This is a genomic window from Nodosilinea nodulosa PCC 7104, from assembly GCF_000309385.1.
Classification (GTDB): Bacteria; Cyanobacteriota; Cyanobacteriia; order Phormidesmidales; family Phormidesmidaceae; genus Nodosilinea; species Nodosilinea nodulosa.
On the sequence record NZ_JH976537.1, the window covers coordinates 755,513 to 777,400 of the forward strand.

Below are 21,888 nucleotides of genomic sequence, written 5' to 3' on the forward strand. Positions count from 1 at the left end.
AGGGTGCTCCTAGTTTAGCTAGCCAGCGGCTCTGCGATCGCCCCCTGCAAATACCCTAGCCATTCGGTCAAACTCTCCAGCTGCTTTTCGGGCTTGAGCACTCCCAGCCCGCGAACCACCACCTTGCCGCCGCTATAGACAAAGCGAGATTTCAGGTGGCTGGGCAGATTTTCGCTGATCTTCTTCCAGGCGGGTTCTTCCATGGGGGTTTCGAGCACCACGTGTTGCTTGCCCTCGGGCTTGATGCGCGAGAAGCCTGCGGCTTTGGCCACCAGCTTTAGCTCCAGCATCCGCACCAGCTGCTCGGTGGCGTGGGGGATGGGACCGTAGCGATCGCTCAAATCCGCCGCGATCTGCACCAGTTCTACCTTGCTGCTGGCGCTGGCCAGGGCGCGGTAGGCCCCCATCTTTTGCTCCAGGTCGGGGATGTAGTTGTTGGGCACAAAGGCGGTGACGTTGAGATCCACCTGGGTGTCTTCCACCTTGGGAATATCCTGGCCGCGAATTTCGGCGATCTCTTCTTCCAGCATGTCCATGTAGAGGTCAAAGCCGATCGCATCCATCTGGCCCGACTGCTCGGCCCCCAGCAAATTCCCGACGCCGCGAATTTCCATGTCGCGCATGGCCAGCTGATAGCCGGAGCCGAGCTGGGTAAATTCTTGAATGGCGCGGAGGCGCTGACGGGCCTTATCGGTGAGGGATTTTTTCGGGTAAAACAGCCAGGCGTGGGCCTGAATGCCCGCCCGGCCCACCCGACCCCTGAGCTGGTAGAGCTGGGAGAGGCCAAAGCGATGGGCGTCTTCGACCAGAATAGTATTCACTCGGGGAATATCGAGGCCCGACTCGATGATGGTGGTGCAGAGCAGCACCTCGGCATCGCCGTTGCTGAAGGTGAGCATGGTCGATTCCAGCTCGCCTTCGTCCATCTGGCCGTGGGCGATCGCGATCCGGGCCGCTGGCACCATCTCGCGGATCTTGGCGGAGGTTTCTTCAATGCCCTCGACGCGGGGCACCACGTAGAACACCTGGCCGCCCCGGTCTAACTCCTGGCGAATGGCGGTGCGAATGGCCTCCGGGTCGTGGGGCGACAGGTGGGTTTTAATCGGGCGGCGCGAGGGCGGCGGCGTGGTGATCAGGCTCATTTCGCGCACCCCAGAGAGGGCCATGTAGAGGGTGCGGGGAATGGGGGTGGCGCTGAGGGTGAGCACATCCACCTGGGTTTTGAGGGCTTTGATCCGCTCTTTTTGGTTGACGCCAAAGCGCTGTTCTTCGTCCACCACCAGCAGGCCCAGGCTTTTGAAGGATACGCCTTTGCCGAGCAGTTGGTGGGTGCCGACCACCACGTCCAGTTCGCCAGTCTTGAGCCGCTGCAGAATGTCTTTTTTCTCGCTCAGGCTGCGGAAGCGGTTGAGCAGGCCCACCTGGATTGGGTAGGGGGCAAAGCGCTCCTTCAGCGTGTGGTAGTGCTGCTGGGTGAGAATGGTGGTGGGGGCCAATAGCGCCACCTGCTGCCCTGCCGTGACGGCTTTGAAGATGGCCCGCAGAGCGACCTCGGTTTTACCAAAGCCCACGTCGCCGCAGACCAGGCGATCCATGGGGCGATCGCTTTCCATGTCGCGCTTGACATCCTGCACTGCCTTGAGCTGGTCGGGGGTGGGCTGGTAGGGGAAGGAGTCTTCCAATTCCTGCTGCCAGGGCATGTCGGCGGGGTAGGCAAAGCCCTCCATTTTGGCCCGCTGGGCGTAAAGCCTGAGCAGATCCACCGCCACCTTTTGAATCGCTTTTTTGGCCCGGCCCTTGGTTTTCTCCCAGGCGGTGCTGGTCATTTTGTTCAGCACTGGGGCCTGACCGCTGGCGGCCCGGTAGCGCGACAGCGACCCCACCTGGTCAGCGGCCACCCGCAGCAGCCCGTCGGCGTACTGAATCACCAGGTAGTCGCGGGTTTCCTGGTTGAGCACCAGGCTTTCCAGCTTGATGAACTTGCCGATGCCGTGGCTGCGGTGGACGACAAAATCCCCCGGCTTCATCTTGTTGGGGTCCACCTGTTTGGAGGCGGCCCGCCTGCGCTTACGCACGTAGCCGCCCGTCGCCAGGGTGTGCTGGCCAAAAAACTCCCGATCCGTCACCACCACAATGCGGAAGGTGGGCAGCACAAAGCCCTCCAGCTCCGCCAGGCCCGAGTATTTCACCGCCACCGGCACGTGCTGGGCGTGCAGCTTGTCGATCGCGTTGAAATCTCTGGGGTTGGGGATAAACTGGGCCGGGCAGTCGTGCTCTTGCAGCAGCGCCACGGAACGTGATGGCTGGGCAGAGGCCAGCCAGACGGCATACTTGCGCTTGCTCTCACCTCTGATCGTCTCCGCCAGCTTGCCAAACTGGTGCGGAATCGCCTGCACTGGACGGCTGGCCAGGTTTAGTCCATTGTTAGCCTCGGCAATTTCAGACAGGTGCAGGCGGGGAAAAACTTCGGCATCGCCCAGGGCATCGAGAAAGGGGCGGTGAATTTTGGGAAGCGAGAGGGTGGATGGGTGGATGGGTGGATGGGTGGATGAGTCTTCCTCTCCATCTCCCTCACCTTCCCCATCTCCCCACTCTCCACCTCTAACCTCCTGCCACTGCTCCTCCACATGCTCCAGCCAGCGATCGCTGTGGGCCTGGCACTGATCCACCTCATCCACCGCCACCAGGCTGTTTTCGGGCAGATAGTCCAGCAGGGAAGCGGGCTGCGAGAAGGCCAGCCCCAGCCAGCGGCGGGTGCCTTCCGGCAGAATGCCGCTTTCCAAACCTTCCTGAGCCGCTTCCGAAAGCAGATCATCTAATAGGCCCTGCTCCCTCAATTTTTCGATGATCACAGGGCCGTACTGGGTGGGGGTGAGCACCAGGTGGTCGATCGCATCGAGCGATCGCTGGGTGGCCGGGTCAAACTCCCGCAGCCGCTCCAGCTCGTCGCCAAACAGCTCCAGCCGCACCGGCAGCTCCGAGGCAACGGGATACACATCGATAATGTCGCCCCGCTGGGCCCACTGGCCCTCGGTTTCGACCACCGTGACTCGCTCGTAGCCCAGGGTGGCCAACCGCTGGCCCAGGGCTTTGAAGTTGATCTCCTGCTTCAGTTCCAGCCGCAGACAGTAGGGTTCCAGGGCCGAGACCGGCGGCAGGTGGGGTTGCAATGCTCGTTCTGTGGCGACGACCGCCAGTTTGCGCGTCGCCGATTCTTCGCCTTTCAGCGCCAGCAGATCGGCCAAAACCTGGAGCTGGCCCCAGGTCATTTCCGACTCCTGGTCGAAGGGGTCATAGGGGGAGGCTTCCGAGGTGGGGTAAAAGTGTACCGTGTCCCAGCCCATGGCTTCGAGCTGGGTGGCCCAGCGTCCGGCTTCTTCCAGCGTGGCGGTGATGACGACTAGAGGACGCTGCTGCGCCTGGGACAATGCCGAGGAGACTAAGCCTTTGGGCAGCCGGGCAACGCCATTTAGGACTAACAGCCCCTGCTGGTCCAGCTTGGTCAGCAATTCTCCAGCCAGAGGAGAGCGTTGCAAGGCACGGGTGATTGACGAGAAAGCCATAGGAAGCGCTACAGGGACAGAGAAAAATTAGAAGCACAAAAACCCCTCGACTTTGCAGCGGAGGGCAATTTACGAAGCGTTCGGGACGCGACTCAAAACGAGTATCCCGCTAGGAATCGCGGCGTGAAGCGGGTTGGGTGCCCCACATTTACCTATTGTAATAATGTCCACCCTATTTACCCATACCTTTGGACTGTGAGCCAGCAGCGTCCACGATTAGCCTGAAATTTAAGCCTCAACAACGGCCAACCCTTCTTCGTGAGCGGCCCTTACGGGCCGTGCCCAAAAGGTGATCGAAGTTTGGGCCATGTCTAATGCGGCAGTAGAATTAGCCTATTACCCTAGCTCTGCACCTCGGTAGCCCGATGGTTCAAACGAAATCAAATACAGCTACTTTCGCCGACTATCTAGCCTATGACGACGGCACCGATACTCGCTACGAACTGGTGCGCGGGCAGCTTGTTGCTATGACTCCGCCAGCCTGGTCGCATATCAAAATTGCTCGTTTTCTAGAAGATACCTTTCGCGCTGAGATTCGGCGGTTAGGCTACAGCTGGGACGCCATTCGCGGTGAGATTGGCCAGCGCACTGGAGAAGATGACTCTCGTCTACCCGATGTACTGGTTGCAGAGTCGGCTGCTTTAGAGGCTTTAGGCGATCGCCCAGCGGTATTAGAAGTGCCCGCAGTTTTGACCGTAGAAATTGTCAGCCGCAGCTCAGTACAGGATGACTACCTCCACAAGCTGGCAGAGTACGAGAGTTTAGGCGTGCAGGAATATTGGCTGGTAGATTACCTGGCCCTTGGCCCGGCCCGATATTTAGGGACGCCCAAGCGGCCAACAGTGTTTATCTATCGTCTCGTGGACGGAGAATATGCTGCTCCACGGCAGTGTCGCGACGCTGAGATCGTGGAATCGGCCATATTTCCAGACCTAAAGGTGACGGCCCAGGAGATATTTGGGTGATCGGGGCTACCTGTTGGCCAACCCTTAATCAACCGCTCAGCAGGGCTTCGACGAACTCGTAGCTGGAGAAGGGCCGCAGGTCTTCGATGCCCTCGCCCGCGCCAATAAAGCGAATCGGTAGGCCCAGCTGCTCGACTACGGCCAGGGCCACGCCGCCTTTGGCGGTGCCGTCGAGCTTGGTGAGCACCACGCCGCTGAGGTTGGCGGCTTCGGCAAAGACTTCGGCCTGGCGCAGGCCGTTTTGGCCCAGGGTGGCGTCGAGCACCAGCAGGGCTTCGATCTGGGCGTCGGGGGCTTTTTTGTCGACAATGCGGCGAATTTTGGCCAGCTCATCCATCAGGTTCTTTTTGTTTTGCAGGCGTCCGGCGGTATCAACCAGCAAGAGTTCGATGTTGCGGGACTGGGAGGCGGCGATCGCGTCATAGACCACCGCCGCCGGGTCGGTATTCTGCCCTGGGTTGGCGATCACCTCCACACCGCTGCGAGCCCCCCAGGTTTTGACCTGCTCCACGGCGGCGGCGCGGAAGGTGTCGGCGGCGGCAATTAGCGTGTTGTAGCCCGACTTTTTGGCGATGTGGGCCAGCTTGCCAATGGTGGTGGTTTTGCCCGCGCCGTTGACGCCGGTCATTAGCCAGATGTTGAAGCTGCCCTTTGCGGGGGTGAAGGTGAGGTTGTGGGCGTCGCCCAGGGGGGCATCGAGCATATCCCGCAGGATGGATTTCAGGTAGGCGATCGCCTGGTCGGGCGGCAGCACTTCCTCACGCATACGCCCCTGCAGCGCCTCGATTACCTTGTCGGTGGCGGCTACGCCTACATCGGCCTGGAGCAGCAGCGCCTCGATCTCCATCACCGCGTCGTCGTTGAGCGGCCCCTGGCCAACGATGGCCTTGAGCTGGTTGACCAGGCTAAGGCGGGTTTTATTCAGCCCCTGGCGCAGCTTGTTGAGCCAGGTAATTTCTTCGGCAGAGATGTCGTCGGGCCGACGGCCCTGGGCGGCGAGCACCTCCGCCGACCAGAGAAACGCTTCGTCCAGATCGATGTCGAGCAGGACGGGCTGGGTGGGAGTGGCGGCAGCGGCGATCGGTTCTGGTTCAGGCTCCGGTTCCACAATGGCGGTGGCTTCGAGCTGGGCCAGGCGCTGCTGGCGCTCGTCCTCGGCTTGAGCCCAGAAGGGTCGCGGGGCTGCGGGTTCGGGTTCGGTTGCTTTGGGTTCGGTTGTTTCAGTCTCGGGCGCTTCGGTCTCAGCCGAAGGGATATCTGCCTCAGGAGTAGCGTCTGGCGGCGGGGACTCTAGGACGGGAGCCGCGATCGCCTCAGCTTCAAGTCCCTCCCCTTCAGAGGACTCCACCGGCTCAGCGCCTTCCGCCTCGACCTCATCAACCGCTGCTTCAGCGGGGGCGGCAACCGCTTCCTCAACCTCTGCCTCAGCCGCCGACGGCTCTTCGACCTGGGCCTCGGTTTCGGCCTTCTGCTTTTGAATGTTTTGGTAGGCGGCCTTGGCCCACTTCAGGTAGTCTTCTGAGGAAAGCTGCGAGGTGGCAGGGGCAGCCGCTTCTTTGGCTGGCTCAGGGGCCTTTGTAGCCGGGGCTTTAGCGTCAGCATCGGCGCTGTTAGACTTGTCAAAACTGCGCTGAAACCAGTTGAACCCAGACATATCAGAGCTACCTTGCGGACGTTGTGACTGTTTTTAATAGTATCGTTCTCAGGGCCTAACCACCGGGTTCGCCAATCTCCACCCAAGCGCAGCCCTGGTATAGGCGATCGAGGTCTCAATCTGCGCTGCGATCTACAAACGCCTGGGCAATGCCGTCCGGCTCCCCGCCTCGCCTTCCCTAGGCCACCGGGCTGTCCAGCGCGGCCTCACTGGGCTCGATCGCGTTGGCTTCCCCTTCGCCACGGCTCACCACTCGGCGCAGCACGCCGTTGATAAATCGGAAGCCGTCGTCGTCGCTGTAGCGTTTGGCCAGCTCCACCGCCTCGTTGATGGCGACCCGGTCGGGGGTGCCCAGGTAGTTCATTTCGACCACGGCCAGGCGCAGAATGTCGCGATCGATGCGGGGCAGGCGCTTGAGATTCCAGGCCACCATCACCTCATCCAGCAGAGCATCAACGTCGCTCTGGTGTTTGACGGTGTTGCTGAGCAGCTCCAGGGCAAAAGCTTCAATCTCAGACTGGTTGCTGAGGCGAATGAACTCGGGCAGTTCGATCGCGTGGGCCAGGCGGTTGATTGCGTTCTGGGTGAGGGCGATCGCCGCTTCGACCATGCCTCGCCCCTTTTCCACATCGCTGGCGCGGGTGCCGCTGTCGACCAGGTGCTGATTACCCCGCTTCAGCTCATCGGAGGCGGTTTCGAGGGCATCTTTGGCCTCGGCGGTGAGGGTTTGAACAGCCGCCAGCAGCAGCTTCTCAAGGTCTTGGTCCGCCAGTTTGCTGGGCAGTCTACCGGGCTTCTCAGAAAGCTGGCTGAGACCCAAAAGGGCCAACTCGCGGGCCATACGGCGAGCTTGCATAGTCAATATCTCCAGAAGCGATGTAGAATCTACGCCCAAACAAAGCCTGCTCAGCGCTTGCTCCACCTCTGCTCGCGGATGCACAACACCGGGTAGGCCCAGGACTGGGCTAGAACCAGGCTATATCTTAGCAATCTTCTTCCATCGGCAAGACGGAAAGTTGCTGGGGATAGTCGGCCCGATCGGAGGCGGCTTCTGAAGCGAGTTCAGAGGGTAGTTCAGCACCGCCCTGCCCCAGGGAAATGGGAGACTGCCCCCCGTCAACCACCGCAGGAGCGCGCTCGGCGGGCACCGCCGCCGCCAGGTTGGGGCCAACAATGCCCCCCGAGAGCAGTACCTTAAAGGCATCTTCAATGGAAATCGACAGATTGACCACGTCGGTTTCGGGCACGATGGCGTACCAGCCGCTAGTGGGGTTGGGGGTGGTGGGCACAAATACGCTCAGCATCTTTGAGGTGGTGGGCGCGGCGGCGGCGGTCATGGCCCCGGTGACAAAGGCGATCGCCCAGACGCCTTTGCGGGGGTACTCCACCAGCACCACCCGGCGAAAGCGAGTGCTGGAGTCTTGAAACACCGTTTGCAGCAGCTGTTGCAGGGTTTTGTACACCGACCCGGCCAGGGGAATAGACTGCACCACCTTTTCGCCTACATCCAGCAGCCAGCGCCCAGCGATGTTGCGGGCCATCAGGCCGATGATCAAAATCGCCAGCAGCGGCACCGATAGACCAATCAGCAGGTTAATGACGTTGACCAGGACGGGGTTGAGGCCATCGAAGGGGGTGAGCTGCTTCGGAAAGCGGGTCAGCAGACGCACCACCCAGCCCGAAATCGTGATCGTCAGCCAGATGGTGGTAGCCAACGGAATGATCACCAGCAGCCCGGCGATTAGATCGTTCTTGAGGTCTTGCTTGATCTTTTGAAGCACGGAGGGCTCGGGGTGATCTGGGCTCGAAAGCGGCGAGTTATTCAGGGTAGGCGAACCGTTTAAGTCCATAATCCCAAAATGCTGGCTAGGGATGGGTGAAGCTACGAAGGCGGAACGGCGGGCTAGGCGAGTTCAAAATGAGTTTTGTACTGGAGGCAGCCAGGGAACCTGAACTGCAACGACCTAAACTATAGCGATCTAAACAATATTGTAAACATTTGTATCGAGAACCGGGGGAAAGAACAGTCCTCGCAGTCGAATCCTGACCCAAAATACGGCCTTCATTCTCCTATCCTAAAACAAATGGGTAGCGAGGCTAACATTCTGCCCCAGGGCGCATCATCAATTCTCACCACAATCCTGATGCCATGGGCATTGCCACGCCCGACCCAAACAACAGGCTAGGGGCTGTAACCGCTGATTCTGAGGTCATTGGCGATTAGTGGATGACAGCCCCTAGGTTAGCCCCAGCAGATGGCGAGCCAGGGTGAGGTAGATCAAGACGCCCAGCACGTCCACAATGGTGGTGATGAACGGAGCCGACATCAGGGCCGGGTCAAATTTGAGGGCATCAAAGAGCAGCGGCAGCGTGCCGCCCGCCGTGGAGGCCAGAATTGAAATGGCCACCAGGCTAATGCCCACGGTGAGGGCAATAGACAGATTGCCCTGGAGTATGTAGGCCCATACGGTAACCACCGCCCCCAGCATTAAGCCCAGAACGGTGCCCGCGATCGCCTCCCGCCGAATCACCGAGAGGGCGTGCTTAGAGCTAATTTCCTGAGTATTCAAGCCTCGGATGACCACCGTCGACGACTGGGCTCCCACGTTGCCGCCGCTGCCAATCAGCAGCGGGATAAAGGCCGCCAGGGCCACCACCTGCTGCAAAATATCCTGCTGACTGCGAATGACGGCGGTGGTAACCGTGTTGGTAATCAGCAAAACAGAAAGCCACACCACGCGCTTGCGGGCCACATCGAACAGGTTGGCCTGAAAATAGCTGTCGCCGCCGCTCTGCAAGCCGCCCAGGGCGTAGATGTCCTCGGTGGTCTCGGCCTCGATCACGTCGATCAGGTCGTCGACGGTGATGATGCCCACCAGGCGATCTTCGGTGTCGACCACGGGCACCGCCAGAAAGTCGTAGCGCTGCACCAGGCGGGCCACGTCTTCCTGGTCGGTGTCGGTGCGTACGGAGATCACATCGCGGGTCATCAGGTCGCCGATGGTCTGCTCGGGCTGGCCGGTGACCAGGTGCCGCAGCGAGAGAATGCCGGTCATGCGGCGGGCGGCGTCGGTGACAAACAGGTAGTAAATAGTTTCGCTGACGAAGGCGCGGCTGCGAATGTAGTCGAGGGCGCGCAGCACCGTCCAGCCCTCCTTGAGGGCCACGTACTCTGGAGTCATGATCCGCCCGGCGGTGCCCGCCTCGTAGCCCAACAGCTGGGCCGTGGCCTCGCGCTCCTGGGGGCTGAGCTGGGACAGCAGGCTGCGCACAAATTTGGCGGGCAGTTCGTCAAACAGCCTGGCCCGGTCATCGGGGGACATCTTGTCGACGATATCGAGCACGTCCTGGCGCTTGAAGTCTTCGATCAGGGCCTGCTGCACGCTGGTGTCGAGGTTTTCGTAGACTTCGATCGCCTCGCCCTTGCCCAGCAGCCGAAAGGCGATCGCCTGCATGGCCTCGGGCAGGTCTTCAATGGCCTCGGCAATATCCGCAGGCTGCACCGGCACCAAAAGCGCTTTGGCCCCTGGCAAATTTCCCTGCTCTAAGAGCACCTGTAGCTGCGATCGCACCAGCTCTTGCAGCTCCCTGCGGTCTATGGCGAGGGCACTTGGTGTGTTCTGCGTTTCGCTCAACGCCTGCATCCCGGCTACATCATTGCCTCTAGTCTAGTGGCCCCTGGTCGCCTAGAGAAGCCAAACTGTCAGGATTATTCTCTTAGCCTCAATAAACAGAGTGCCCGGGATTGCGGCTGGCCTCAATGGGCCTGGTCCCAGGGCATCGAGCGGCAGGGGTGAGTCTCCGCCAGCGGCGATCGCTGGCGGGGGGCATAATGGGACAACAGAGGCCGCTTTAGACCCCAACCCCATGGACTTTGCACGGGCCACCAACGAGATCGTCGACGGGCGCTACCGCATTCTGCAACCTTTGGGCCAGGGCAGCAGTGGCACCACCTACGCCGCCGAGGTGCTAGAAACGGGCCGCGCGATCGCCCTCAAAGAACTCTCCCTGCGCGGCCTGCAAGACTGGAAAAAGATTGAGCTATTTGAGCGCGAGGCCCGCATCCTCAAGACCCTCAGCCATCCTGCTATTCCCCAGTACATCGACTTTTTTCAGGTCGATACCGCCGACAACCGCTGGTTTTACCTGGCCCAGGACCTGGCCGAGGGTACCTCCCTGGCCGACTGGATAGAGGCGGGCCGCCGGGTCGATGAAGCCGAAGCCCGCCGCATCGCCGCCCAGGTTCTTGAAGTGCTGGTCTATCTGCACGGCCTCAGCCCGCCGGTCATTCACCGCGACATCAAGCCCCAAAACATCATTCGCCGCGACGATGGCCAGCTGTACCTGGTCGATTTTGGTGCGGTGCAGACCGTCCTTCGCGATCGCCAGGGCAGCACCGTGGTGGGCACCTACGGCTACATGGCCCCCGAGCAGTTTCGCGGCCAGGCGGTGCCCGCCACCGATTTGTACAGCCTGGGGGCAACGCTGCTGTTTTTGCTCACCCACCAGTCTCCTGCCGACCTGCCCCAGGAGCGACTGCGGATCAACTTTCGTCCCTACATCTCGGTTTCTAAATCCTTCGCCGACTGGCTCGACCAGCTGCTCGATCCCCTGGTGGAAGACCGCTTTGCCTCGGCCCAGGTGGCCCTGGCGGCCCTCACCCAGCCCGCCCCTCTGGTCCCCGCCGATTCACCGCGCCCTCTGACCCTTCGCCCTCCGGCGGGTACCCGCGTGCAGGTGCAGAAATCGCCTGGGGAACTCATCATCGACATTCCACCCCCTGGGCTGCGGAGCTCTGTGGGCCTAGTTATTATCAGCGTCTTGTGGAACGGAATTCTGGCCTATATCTCGGTCAACGTCGTTTCGTCGGGAGCCGGGTTTGCCCTGCTGGCGATCGCGCCCTTTTGGCTGACGGGCCTGGGTATGGTCGTGGGCGTAGTCAACATTATGCTGGCCAGCTTTTACCTGCGCATCGATCGCCAGCAGTTTTCCCTCACCCGCCGCCTGCTGGGGTGGACGCACCGACGCCAGGGCCATACCGCCGACCTGACCAAGGTCGAGCTGCAAACCACTTACACCAAAAGCGATCGTCCCGTGCACACCATTACCCTGCTAGAGGGCATCAACCGGCACAAATTCGGTGCCCCGCTGACAACGGACGAAAAGGCCTGGCTGGTGGACGAAATTGACGCGTTTGTGCGCCAAATCAGAGGTGATCGCCTCTAGCTGATTTACACTGAAGCCAACGCTTCTCAGGTCATTCGCCCATGGCCGCTACCACTCAAAAGCTCACCTTTGCAGACTACCTCGCCTACGACGACGGCAGCGGCACCCGCTACGAACTGGTGGATGGAGACCTGGTGTCGATGGGTATAGGCACAGGGCTACACGGCGCGATCGCAGAATTTCTAACCGAGCAGTTTAAGCTTGCGGCCCGGCAGGCCAGTCAGCCCTGGACGGCAAAAGATATGCGGATTGGGGTGCGTTGGCAAAGCCTCCCGGAGCGGGAATCGCCCCCCAGCACCCGCTGGGACACCTGCGCATTCCCGACGTGGTGCTGCTGCCGATGGAGCAGTGGGAGGCTTTGCAAGCCAAAGAAGCCGTTATTGAACTCACCGATCCACCGCCCCTGCTTGTCGTTGAAGTGGTTAGCGACTCAACTGTGGCTACCGACTACCGCGCTAAGCACAGCGAATACAGCGTTCTAGAGATTCCTGAGTACTGGATCGTTGACCCTCTGAAAGGGCAGGTGACGGTTGGTTGCTTACAGGCGGGCCGCTACGATGACGCAGTATTTACGGGTAGCGATGTGGTTCAATGTGCTGTGCTGTCAAACTTGAAGCTAACAGCGCGGCAGGTGCTTACGGCTTCCTTCACCTAGTTCGAAAAGTAGACCAAACCCTTGGCATCTAAGAATCGCATTGCTCTAGTCACCGGCCCGGCGCGATCGGGCAAAAGCGAGTGGGCCGAAACCCTTGCGGCTGAATCCGGCCAGGCTGTTATCTACGTAGCTACTTCTCAGATTGATCCCGAGGATTTGGACTGGCAAAAGCGGGTGGCGCTCCACCGCGATCGCCGCCCCGACCACTGGCAATTGCAAGAAATCCCCATCGCCCTGCCCGCCGCCATCCTCTCCGCCACCGAGCAGGACTGTCTATTGATCGACTCCCTTGGCACCTGGCTGGCCAACCTGCTGGAGCAGGACGACGACACCTGGCAAGCCACCGTTCGTTCTCTCATCAAAAGCCTGCGGCAAACCCCCAGCACCGTAATCCTGGTCTCCGAAGAAACCGGCTGGGGCGTGGTGCCCGCCTACCCCATCGGGCGGCTATTTCGCGATCGCCTCGGCTATCTCACCCGCCAGGTAGGCACCGTGGCCGACGCTCTGTACCTGGTAGTAGCCGGTTATGCCGTGGATATGAAAAAGGTGGGGGATAGGGTGGATGGGTGATGGGGTGGATGGGTGATAGGGGAGATGAGGGTGATAGGGGAGATGAGGGTGATAGGGGAGATGAGGGTGATAGGGGAGATGAGGGTGATAGGGGAGATGAGGGTGATAGGGGAGATGAGGGTGATAGGGGGGATGAGGGAGATAGGGGGATGGTCTTCCTCACCTCCCCATCTTCCCCACCTCCCTCACCTTCCCCACCTCCCCCATTCACACCACAAACCCCTCCAGCTCTTGCTCCTGCCAATCGCCTTTATATTTTTCGGCCACCAGGGGCGTGATGGTAATTTGCGGTGGGGTGCCCTGGGCAACTTCTACCCGCAGGCCAGAGTAGGGGCGCTTGAGGTGGCTGCCGTGGCCGCTGCGGCCCAGGTATAGGTGCGACTTGGCGACGGTGTGAGGCTTGCCGTCGCGGGTTTCGGTAATCGCTGGCCCTTCGGGGCGCTGTCGCCGCAGGCTATAGCCGCTGCCGCCGCAGATCACCCAGGGAATGTGGGCATCGCCGTGGCCGGTGTCCTCGGTGCGCAGGTAGTCGAGGCAGTGGGCATGGCCGTTGAGCACCAGGTCAACCAGGGGCCTACCCTGAGCCTGGGATTGCACCTCGGACAAAACCGCATCGAGCACCTGGCGCAGGTGGTAGCGCACGGCCAGGGTTTGCCCCTGCGCCCACTTGGTGCCTTCGGAAACGTAGGGCGGGTGATGAAAGAGCAGAATGCGACCGCGCGCCGAGGGGTCTTGCCAGGAGGCGATCAGGCGATCGCGCAGCCAGTCCAGCTGCTCGGTGTCTACTATGGAAACCCTGTCGCTGTTGAGCTGCTTCTCAATGTCGTAGAGCTGCTCGTCAATGGCCTCCATTTTTTCGGTGAGATCCTCTCGTTCGTCGGAGGCAGGGCTAAAGGCATTCAGCCCCGACTGGCGCAGCAGGTCGGCCTTTTTGGCTTCGAGTCGCTGTCGCTGTTGCTGTAGCTCTTGACGGCCAACCTCGGTAATAGCCAGCGGCAGCGGTTGGTTAAAGGTGTTGGAATCGAGGGCAAAAAAGTCGAGGCCGCCGTAGCGAAAGGTGTAGTAACGGTTGGGCAACCGGGTAAATTGACCGGGGCGATAGGTCAGGGCGCGGCTACCGCCCGCAGACTCGGGGTAGTGGGTGTCTAGGTGCTCGCCCAACTGGGCCTCGGGCACCGCCCGCAGATAGTCTAAAAACGCCCTGGCATAGGCATCCCCCTGGTAAGAGCCGTGCCAGCTGATATCGAGGTCGATAAAAGAGCTCAGCAGGTAGCGCAGCGGGGTTGTAATGCCCGTCAACAGGCCCAGCCAGAGGGGCAGATCGTAGTAGTCGTGATTGCCCAGCACCGGCAAAAAGGGGCGCTCAAAGACCATGCGATTGTAGTCAATTTTGCGGTAGCGATCGCCCCCCACCAGCCACTCCCGGTAGGGCTTGATAAAGTTCGAGTGGTACTGCTCGTGGGACCCCACCAGGTACACCAAATCGCCCGTATGGAGGGTGAACCGGGCCGAGTTGAGGTGGGGCACCAGCCGCTCGGCCACCCGCCGCTGGGGGCTGCTGGTGCGGTGTCGCCCGGTGCCGCTGTCGCCCAGCACCAAAAACGAAAAGCTGTCGTCCCCGGCGCCGCTATCGTCGATGACCAGGCGGGTTTGGTCGATGCCGCGATCGCGGATCACAGGGTGCTGCCACCGCACCCGCTGCTGCATTTTGCTGATTTTGGTGGCGATCGCAGGCTCAATGACAAATCTGGGAGGCATGGCTGGGCGGGCTGGGGGTCAGTGTGTAGAATAACCCTGTCCTGGCCAAGCTGTGGCGTTCTAGCCGACATAGACAACACTGCGATGCGCTCCAGGGCGGTGCGGTGCGGTGTGTAGAATAATCCTTTAGCCCATGCCCAGTGACCTGGGAAGCTGTAGCCACCTATGGGTCTTTATAACGAAAGAATTTTGCCCTACCTGATCGACCTTTCCATGGCCGGGGCGGGGCTGGGGCAGTACCGGCGGCAGGTGCTGGCTGAGGTGAGCGGCGAGGTGCTGGAAATTGGCTTTGGCACGGGCTTAAATTTGCCCTACTACCCCGACTGGGTAGAGCAGATTGTCACCGTAGACCCCAGCCCCGGGGTGCATCGCCTGGCCCAAAAACGCATTGACGCCTCGCCCATCACGGTGACCCATCGCATGGTGAGCGGCGAGGCGCTGCCGATGGCAGACGGCACCTTCGACAGCGTGGTCAGCACGTTCACCCTGTGCAGCATTCCCCAGATTGAGCAGGCCCTGGCCGAAATCTATCGGGTGCTAAAGCCCGGTGGCCGCTTCTTTTTTGTGGAGCACGGCCTCAGCGATGAACCCGATATTCAGCGGTGGCAGAACCGCCTTACCCCTCTGCAAAAGCGCATTGCCGGGGGGTGCCACCTCAACCGGGCCATGGGCCAGCTCATTGGGCAGCAGTTTGACCAGGTGGAGATAGAAGCCGCCTATGCCAACACCTTGCCCAAGGTGGCGGGATATTTTTATACAGGGGTTGCCACCAGGCGCTAGGGTCAAGCCGTGATCACCTATCTCAAACTTTTAATCACCATGGCGCTGTGGGGCGGCACCTTCATCGCCGGGCGGCTGGTGGTGCAGGACATGGGAGCTTTTGCCGCCGCCTTTTGCCGCTTTGCGATCGCCTCTTTCGCCCTGCTGCTGCTCACCTACACCCTGGAGGGCACCCTGCCGAGGCCGCCCAAAAAACTGTGGCTGCCCATTGGTCTGCTGGGGCTGACGGGCATTTTTGCCTACAACGTGTTTTTCTTTTCGGGGCTAAAGACCGTCGAGGCGGGGCGGGCGGCGCTGATCATTGCCCTCAACCCGGTGGCGATCGCCCTTGGATCGGCCCTTGTGTTCAAAGACCCCCTGGGCCGCACTAAGCTAGCGGGCATTGGCCTTTCGCTGCTCGGCGCGGCGGTGGTGATCAGCGACGGCCACCCCCTTCAACTGCTGCAAGGGGAGGTGGGCCTGGGCGAGCTGTTCATGCTGGGCTGCGTGCTCAGCTGGATGGGCTACACCCTGCTGGGCAAAGCCGTGATGGCGGAGCTGTCGCCCTTTGCGGCGACCACCTACGCCTGCGTGACCGGGGCGCTGCTGCTGCTCGGCCCCGCGATCGCTCAGGGGCTGGGGGGCGCGATCGCCACCGCCACCGCCACCACCTGGGCCGGTCTGCTCTACCTGGGCCTTTTGGGGTCGGCGGTGGGTTTTAGCTGGTACTACGACGGGCTGCGGCAGCTGGGGCCAGCGCGGGCGGGGGTGTTTATCAACCTGGTGCCGGTGTTTGCGATCGCTCTGGCGGCCCTGTTTTTACAAGAGACACCGACCTCATCGCTGCTGCTGGGCGGCAGCCTGGTCATAGCGGGCGTGGTGCTGACCAACCGCTAGCGAGCCCAAGGCCTGAATGGCCTCAACGGCCTTATCCGCCGTCGCTCGGGGGGGCCGGGAGCGTGAAATAAAAGGTGCTGCCCAGGCCCAGCTGCGACTCGGCCCAGATACGGCCCCCGTGGCACTCCACAATTTTTTGGCAGGTGGCCAGACCAATGCCGCTGCCGGGGTAGGTCTGGGCGTCGTGCAGGCGCTGAAAAGCCTCAAAAATTTGCCCCAGATGCTCAGCCGAAATCCCAATGCCGTTGTCGTGGATGCCGAATCGCCAGGCCTGGGGTTGGGGGTCTACCGAAACGGTAATCTGAGGGCGCATGTCGGGCTTGGCAAACTTGAGGGCGTTGCTGATCAGGTTTTGAAACAGCTGCATGAGCTGAACCTCGTTGCCCATCACCTTGGGCAAATCGCCGTAAATCAGCTCGGCCCCGGTGTCGGTCAGGGCGGCCTTGAGGTTGAGCATGACCTGGTCCATCAGAGCGTTCCCGTCGACTGGGGCCATTGGGGGCTGCGCCTGTCCCGCCTGGGCATAGGCCAGCCAGTCTTGAATCATCTGCTGCATGCGGCCGCTGGCTTCTAAAATGTTTTCTAGATAGGGCCGGGCGGGCGACTGCTGAATGTCGGGCCAGGCCAGGCTGATCAGCTTGGTGTAGCCCAAAATACTCTGGAGGGGCTGCTGTAAATCGTGGGAGACCACCGAGGCAAACTGCTCTAGCTCCCGGTTCGAGCGCACCAGTTCTTCGTTTTGGGCCACCAGCTGCGCCTGAAGCCGCCGCAGCTCGAGCTGGTGCGCAATGCGGGCCAGCACCTCGGCCTCCTGAAAGGGCTTGGTAATGTAGTCAGCCCCGCCAGCGGCAAAGGCCTTCACCTTATCGATGGCGTCATCGAGGGCGCTGATAAAAATTACCGGAATCGCCTCGGTGGTAGGGTCGGCCTTGAGGCGCTGGCACACCTCGTAGCCGCTCATTTCTGGCATTTTGATGTCGAGCAAGATCAGGTCGGGGGGTGCTACCTGGGCGGCTGCGATCGCCCACTGTCCGGTCAGCGCCTTGCGCACCCCCAGCTGATGCCGCCCCAGCATAGCCGACAGCAGCCGCAGGTTGTCGGGAGTATCATCCACAATCAAAATATCGCCCTTCACGCTCGCGTCGACTGGAGAGTTCATGGATTGTCTCCTACCTCTGCCTTGCCCAATGCTCTCATCCCTATTCAGCCCTACGCAATCCTTACCCTCTCAGTCTATGGATCTCGGCGTTCAACGTCCTGGTTATCTCCAGCGGCGGTGCCGTCGACCTCTGGCCGCAGACAGTCAAGAATGCGGTCAAACTCGAAGTCTCTGGCCCAGCCCGTCAGGGTTTGGCTCACGCTGGCGGGTGCTTCGGACAGCTGCCCCAGCAGCGCCACCAGGCGATCGTCAGAACCCGCTATGGCAGCCTGGGCCAGGGCCTGCTGCCACTGGGGGGGCCGGGTTTGCAGCCACCGCCTCAGTTCCGATCGCTGGATCTGAGAGCGGGCCAGCTCAGCCGCTGCTGGGCCTTCAGGGTAGCAGACTACCGAGTCAGGTGATCCGGCGTAGCGGTAGCGCACCGGCAGATAGGCGGCGATTTTTTGCAGCAGCGCCTGCATCTGAAACGGCTTGCGCACAAAGTCATCGCACCCAGCCGCCAAAATTTTGGCCCGCTCCTCCTCAAAGGGGCTGGCGGTAAGAGCAATGATGACCAGCGATGGGTCGAGGTCGAGGGCCCGAATCTGGTCAGTAGCGCCATAGCCATCCAGTCCAGGCATGCGAATATCCATCCAAATCAGGTGGGGTTGCCAGGTCTGGGCCAGCACAACTGCCTCCTGGCCGTCCGAGGCGGCCTGTACCTCAAACCCCGCTGAGGCCAGCAAACGCACCAGCAGGTAGCGATTGGCCGCATGATCTTCGACCACCAGCAGCCGCCAGGGGGGCTGACCCTCGGCCAGCCCTAAAATAGGATTGGTGTCCGGGGTCGGAAACACAGCCGATCGCTCAACTCGCTGTATGGGCAGCACAAAGGTAAAGGTCGAACCCTGGTTCAGCTCGGTTTCGAGGGTGAGTTCACCCCCCATCAGCTGTACGAACTGCTGGCTGATCGGCAGCCCCAGGCCGCTGCCCTGGTGCGATGGCCCCAGGTCGCTCTCGGAGCATTGCAGCCCCGCCGCGCTCTGCATGAACGGCTCAAACAGACGATTCATCTCCTCTGGGGCAATGCCGGGGCCGGTGTCAATGACGGCAAACTCCAGGGCGCTGTTGGCCTCTAGATGGGCAGAACCCAGCGTGGCGGGCACGGGATCTTGGCATCTTATCCGCAGCCTCACCTGCCCCTCCCGGGTGAACTTGATGGCGTTGCCCAGCAGGTTAATCAGCACCTGCCGCAACTTCCCCTCGTCGGTGGCAATAAAGGTGGGCATGGCCGGGTCGCAGTCAAACCGCAGGCTCAGCCCCTTGGCCTCGGCCTGGAGGATCAGCATGCCCTCCAGACTGGCCAGCAGATACGATAGATCAAAGGTCGTCACGTGCAGCGAAATCCGCCCGGCCTCAATTTTTGACATTTCGAGCACGTCGTTAATCAGCGCCAGCAGATGCTCGCCGCTGCGGCTGATAATGGCCAGATAGTCTTGGGCCTCGGCCTCTATCTGGCAGTCGCGCGTGATCAGCTGGGCAAAGCCAATAATGGTGTTGAGGGGCGTGCGCAGCTCATGGCTCATGTTGGCGAGAAAGGTGCTCTTGGCCCGATTGGCGGCATCGGCGGTTTCACGGGCCTGACGCAGAGCATCTTCGGCCTGCTGACGCTCTAGCTCTGCTGCGGCGCGGGCCGCAAAAATACGCAGAATTAGCTCGCGGGTATGGTCTTCAACCATGGGCTTGTCGTCAATTACGGCCAGGTGACCGATGACCTGGGAGGTCGCATCCACCAGCGGAATGCCCAAAAAGCTGGTGGCCTGAAGCTCTGCCAAATCGGTGTCGGCAGGGTAGAGGGCCTGCACCCGCTGGGGCACGTAGATGACTTCCCCGGCTACCACCCGCTCGCAGGGGGTGCCCACCAGGTCGTACTCCACGCGATCGCCCAGCTGCCCATTCTGCCAAAAGGCCAGGGCGCTGACCCGGTGTTGGTCGGTCTTGAGCCGCTGGGTCACAATGGCGTTGCGCACCTGCAAAATATCGGCCAGATAGCGCACCAGCGACTCAAAGAAATCGCGGCCCGTTTTGGCGGCGGTGCCTTCGACAATCAGCCGCAGCGACTCTTCCTGGCGCTTCACCTGGGTGAGGTCTTCGGCCACCCCCACCAGACGGTAAACTTCCCCCTGGTCGTTGCGAATGGGAAAGGCCCGCACCCGCACCCAGGCCGGGGGGCCCTGGGGGCGCACCACCCGAAACTCTTCGTCATAGCTGAAATAGGCCAGGGCGGCGGGGGTTTGGTGGCGGGGCAGGCGGCGGGCCACCCGCTCGCGGTCGTCGGGGTGCACGGTGACTAGCCAGGCGGCGGGGTGGGCGTAGAGGTGTTCGCGCCGCTGCCCCCAAATGCTCTCGTAGGCGGGCGACACGTAGCTAAACCGGCGGGGCTGGAGATCGTAGATCCAAAAGACGCTGTCGATATATTCGGCCAGCTGGCGAAATTTTTCTTCGCTCTGGCGCAGGGCTGCCTCCGCCCGTTTGCGTTCGCGCAGGGCAGCATGCTGCTCGCTAATATCGCCGGTTGAGCCCACCAGCCGAATCGGCTGTCCCCGCTCGTCCCAGAGGGCCTGCCCCCGCGAGATCACCCACTTATAGCTCTTGTCCCGGCAGCGCAGCCGGTACTCCACCTCGTAGGTGGGCAGGCTGCGCTGAATCAGGTAGGCGTGGTGAATCGCCATCACCCGGTCGTAGTCGTCGGGGTGAATCCGCGACTCCCAGCGCAGGTCGTCATCGCTGAGGTGGCCATCGCCAGAGGTGGAATCGCCGTAGCCCAGCAGCTCCCGGTAGCGCTCCGAAAAAAACGCTGTCTGGGTGCGAAAGTCAAGGTCGTAGATGCCAGCGTTGCTGCCCTGAACCGCCAGCTGCCAGCGCTCCTCGCTCTGCTGAAGCTTTGCCTTAGCCCGCTGCCGCTGCTCCTCCAGGCGATTGGTGCTAATCACCTTGCCAATGCTCTGGGCCATCAGCTCAATAATCTCTTTTTCGTGCTGCTTAAAGCCCTGGGGTCGGGGCCGACGATCGAAAAAGCAGAGGCTGCCGTAGACCTCCCCATCAACCACGATCGGAGTGCCAAGATACGATTCCAGCCGCAGCGCCAGGTACAGAGGGTGGCGCCGCAGCTCAGGATAGGAGCCAATGTGGGTAAAGTTCACCGTGCGCTGCTGCCGAATGGCCAGGCTGCAAAAGGTGTCGTCGAGGGGGCAGCGCAGGTTTAGCGCTAGCTCCGGCGAACGGGCCACCACAGCCTGAATCACGAAGTCAGATTCCTCAGTTTTGCCCACCAGCCCCCCGGTAAACCCCAGCACCTGGCAGCCGGTGTCCAGGTAGTCGTTGAGAAGCGCATCAAAGCTGTCAAACTGGGTCAGGCTGAGGCGGTGCAGCTGCTTCAGGCTCTGGCTAAAGTGGTTGAGCGCCTGGGAATTGCTGAGCAAAATTTGCTCGGCCTGTTTGCGGGCCGTAATGTCCCGGTACTGCCAGAGATGGCCCTCAATGCCGCGATCGCCCCCCAGCGGTACGTAGTCGCGCTCCAGGGTGCGGCCATCGGCCAGGGCAATTTCCTCTGCTACCACCGGACGCTGCGCTTTCCGCAACGCCTCAATGCGGTGGTTAAACGCCGCTGGGTCAACCCACAGACCGGCACTGTCCTGGGCAAAGGCCTGGCAGTTTGCTCCCACCAAAGCGTCGGGGGGCGTGGTCCAGCGAAACAGATCGCAGCAGGGCTGGTTGACCATTACCACCTGGCCAGCCAGGTTTTCTAAAATGACCCCCACCTGCAGATGCTCAATCAGCGTGGCCAGCCGCGCTGTCACCTGCTGTAGGCTGGCCTCGGCCTGACTGCGATCGCAGATTTCCTGCTGTAGCTGACGGTTTTGAGCTGCCATCTGCTGTTGCAGGTGGCGAATGGTGAGCTGGTTGGCCACCCGAGCCAGCAGCTCTTCTACCTGAAAGGGTTTGGTCAGGTAGTCGGCAGCCCCTGCGGTAAAGGCCTTAACTTTGTCGAGGGCCTCGTCGAGGGCACTGAGAAAAATAACTGGAATGGTCTCAGTGGTGGGGTCGGCCTTGAGCTGCTCACACACCGCGTAGCCATCCATCTCAGGCATGCGAATATCGAGCAAAATCAGATCGGGCTGGGTTGTCTTAACCGCCACCAGTGCCATTGCTCCGCTTCTGGCACAGCGAACCCGATAGCCCTGCTCGGCCAGAATTTGGGCCAAAAATTTCAGGTTCTCTAGCGAGTCATCTACGACCAGCAGCGTTATGCCAGCAGCAGCAGGGGTAGGCAGGAACAGGGCGGGGGCAGGGCGCACCATGGAATAAAGGCTTAGTTCGATACCAATGTAGCCAACATTCCCTATTCAGTCTGCATTTACCCAAACTATAGGTTCAAATCACACGGTCTCAACAACAAAGATGAGGAGCAGCAAAAACCAGTAACTCTTTAACGCTCGGGACAGCAGGAAGCGGGTCAATGCCGGGAAACACCGAGGCGTGAACAGCAGCAACCCTGTGACGATAGGGGCAGGGCTAGCCGCGATCGCTAACCTTGCCCCAGGAACTCCCGCCTATTTGTACAGCGCACTATTTCAGGAATATTCATATCATGAACGGCAAATGTGGCAGCATTGTGAACACTCTTTTAGGGCTTCAGCCGC

14 protein-coding genes and 1 pseudogene are annotated in these 21,888 nt (G+C 61.1%); 7 read left to right on the forward strand and 8 right to left on the reverse strand.

What is annotated here, in order from left to right; genetic code table 11:
- Nucleotides 1-14: 14 nt before the first annotated feature.
- The gene (mfd, locus tag LEPTO7104_RS0103240) at nucleotides 15-3,563 is read right to left on the reverse strand and encodes a transcription-repair coupling factor (protein WP_026072331.1); all 3,549 of its coding nucleotides are present in this window, start codon (nucleotides 3,561-3,563) and stop codon (nucleotides 15-17) included.
- Nucleotides 3,564-3,928: 365 nt separating this feature from the next.
- Between mfd and LEPTO7104_RS32525 the strand changes: the two genes are divergently transcribed.
- Nucleotides 3,929-4,528: a Uma2 family endonuclease gene (locus tag LEPTO7104_RS32525; protein ID WP_017297111.1), complete on the forward strand. Its 600-nt coding sequence runs from the start codon at nucleotides 3,929-3,931 to the stop codon at nucleotides 4,526-4,528.
- 28 nt (nucleotides 4,529-4,556) lie between these two features.
- Here LEPTO7104_RS32525 and ftsY read toward each other — a convergent pair whose 3' ends face one another.
- The 4 genes from ftsY to mgtE form a co-directional block, all read right to left on the reverse strand.
- On the reverse strand, nucleotides 4,557-6,182 hold the full coding sequence (ftsY, locus tag LEPTO7104_RS0103250; RefSeq protein ID WP_017297112.1) for a signal recognition particle-docking protein FtsY: 1,626 nt from the start codon (nucleotides 6,180-6,182) through the stop codon (nucleotides 4,557-4,559).
- A 178-nt stretch (nucleotides 6,183-6,360) separates the two neighbouring features.
- Nucleotides 6,361-7,038, reverse strand: a complete 678-nt coding sequence (gene nusB, locus LEPTO7104_RS0103255) for a transcription antitermination factor NusB (protein ID WP_040695257.1) — start codon at nucleotides 7,036-7,038, stop codon at nucleotides 6,361-6,363.
- A 127-nt stretch (nucleotides 7,039-7,165) separates the two neighbouring features.
- Nucleotides 7,166-7,963, reverse strand: a complete 798-nt coding sequence (locus tag LEPTO7104_RS0103260; RefSeq protein ID WP_040695955.1) for a DUF502 domain-containing protein — start codon at nucleotides 7,961-7,963, stop codon at nucleotides 7,166-7,168.
- Between the two features lie 456 nt (nucleotides 7,964-8,419).
- Complete coding sequence (gene mgtE / locus LEPTO7104_RS0103265) at nucleotides 8,420-9,826, reverse strand: magnesium transporter (protein ID WP_017297115.1); 1,407 nt, start codon at nucleotides 9,824-9,826, stop codon at nucleotides 8,420-8,422.
- Nucleotides 9,827-10,049: 223 nt separating this feature from the next.
- Here mgtE and LEPTO7104_RS0103270 point away from each other — a divergent pair, with 223 nt between their 5' ends.
- The 4 genes and pseudogenes from LEPTO7104_RS0103270 (at nucleotide 10,050) to cobU (ending at nucleotide 12,633) form a co-directional block, all read left to right on the forward strand.
- Entirely contained in the window at nucleotides 10,050-11,408 is a 1,359-nt protein-coding gene (locus tag LEPTO7104_RS0103270; protein WP_017297116.1) for a serine/threonine protein kinase, read from the forward strand.
- Nucleotides 11,409-11,449: 41 nt separating this feature from the next.
- A pseudogene (locus LEPTO7104_RS43475) lies at nucleotides 11,450-11,614 on the forward strand (Uma2 family endonuclease); the annotation flags it as partial.
- Between the two features lie 53 nt (nucleotides 11,615-11,667).
- A complete protein-coding gene (locus LEPTO7104_RS42190) occupies nucleotides 11,668-12,063 on the forward strand; it encodes a Uma2 family endonuclease (protein WP_264307689.1) in 396 nt (131 codons plus the stop codon).
- Nucleotides 12,064-12,084: 21 nt separating this feature from the next.
- On the forward strand, nucleotides 12,085-12,633 hold the full coding sequence (cobU, locus tag LEPTO7104_RS0103280) for a bifunctional adenosylcobinamide kinase/adenosylcobinamide-phosphate guanylyltransferase (RefSeq protein WP_017297117.1): 549 nt from the start codon (nucleotides 12,085-12,087) through the stop codon (nucleotides 12,631-12,633).
- A 207-nt stretch (nucleotides 12,634-12,840) separates the two neighbouring features.
- On the opposite strand, the gene LEPTO7104_RS0103290 is transcribed toward cobU, so the two are convergent.
- Nucleotides 12,841-14,391, reverse strand: coding sequence for a metallophosphoesterase family protein (locus LEPTO7104_RS0103290; protein ID WP_017297118.1), 1,551 nt, complete (start codon nucleotides 14,389-14,391; stop codon nucleotides 12,841-12,843).
- Between the two features lie 165 nt (nucleotides 14,392-14,556).
- On the opposite strand from LEPTO7104_RS0103290, the gene LEPTO7104_RS0103295 reads away from it, so the two are divergent.
- Together LEPTO7104_RS0103295 and LEPTO7104_RS0103300 are read left to right on the forward strand one after the other, a co-directional pair.
- Entirely contained in the window at nucleotides 14,557-15,171 is a 615-nt protein-coding gene (locus LEPTO7104_RS0103295) for a class I SAM-dependent methyltransferase (RefSeq protein WP_017297119.1), read from the forward strand.
- 9 nt (nucleotides 15,172-15,180) lie between these two features.
- Nucleotides 15,181-16,047, forward strand: coding sequence for a DMT family transporter (locus LEPTO7104_RS0103300; RefSeq protein WP_017297120.1), 867 nt, complete (start codon nucleotides 15,181-15,183; stop codon nucleotides 16,045-16,047).
- A 31-nt stretch (nucleotides 16,048-16,078) separates the two neighbouring features.
- Here LEPTO7104_RS0103300 and LEPTO7104_RS0103305 read toward each other — a convergent pair whose 3' ends face one another.
- The gene (locus LEPTO7104_RS0103305; RefSeq protein WP_017297121.1) at nucleotides 16,079-17,206 is read right to left on the reverse strand and encodes a sensor histidine kinase; all 1,128 of its coding nucleotides are present in this window, start codon (nucleotides 17,204-17,206) and stop codon (nucleotides 16,079-16,081) included.
- A 74-nt stretch (nucleotides 17,207-17,280) separates the two neighbouring features.
- Nucleotides 17,281-21,546, reverse strand: coding sequence for a response regulator (locus LEPTO7104_RS36625; protein WP_017297122.1), 4,266 nt, complete (start codon nucleotides 21,544-21,546; stop codon nucleotides 17,281-17,283).
- Nucleotides 21,547-21,888: the final 342 nt, after the last annotated feature.

Coding starts and splice junctions, on each gene's coding strand:
- nusB (WP_040695257.1), bottom strand. CDS start 7,038: ATGCAAGCTCGCCGTATGGCCCGCGAGTTGGCCCTTTTGGGTCTCAGC.
- LEPTO7104_RS0103305 (WP_017297121.1), bottom strand. CDS start 17,206: ATGAACTCTCCAGTCGACGCGAGCGTGAAGGGCGATATTTTGATTGTG.
- ftsY (WP_017297112.1), bottom strand. CDS start 6,182: ATGTCTGGGTTCAACTGGTTTCAGCGCAGTTTTGACAAGTCTAACAGC.
- mfd (WP_026072331.1), bottom strand. CDS start 3,563: ATGGCTTTCTCGTCAATCACCCGTGCCTTGCAACGCTCTCCTCTGGCT.
- LEPTO7104_RS0103290 (WP_017297118.1), bottom strand. CDS start 14,391: ATGCCTCCCAGATTTGTCATTGAGCCTGCGATCGCCACCAAAATCAGC.
- LEPTO7104_RS32525 (WP_017297111.1), top strand. CDS start 3,929: ATGGTTCAAACGAAATCAAATACAGCTACTTTCGCCGACTATCTAGCC.
- mgtE (WP_017297115.1), bottom strand. CDS start 9,826: ATGCAGGCGTTGAGCGAAACGCAGAACACACCAAGTGCCCTCGCCATA.
- LEPTO7104_RS0103295 (WP_017297119.1), top strand. CDS start 14,557: ATGGGTCTTTATAACGAAAGAATTTTGCCCTACCTGATCGACCTTTCC.
- LEPTO7104_RS0103270 (WP_017297116.1), top strand. CDS start 10,050: ATGGACTTTGCACGGGCCACCAACGAGATCGTCGACGGGCGCTACCGC.
- LEPTO7104_RS36625 (WP_017297122.1), bottom strand. CDS start 21,546: ATGGTGCGCCCTGCCCCCGCCCTGTTCCTGCCTACCCCTGCTGCTGCT.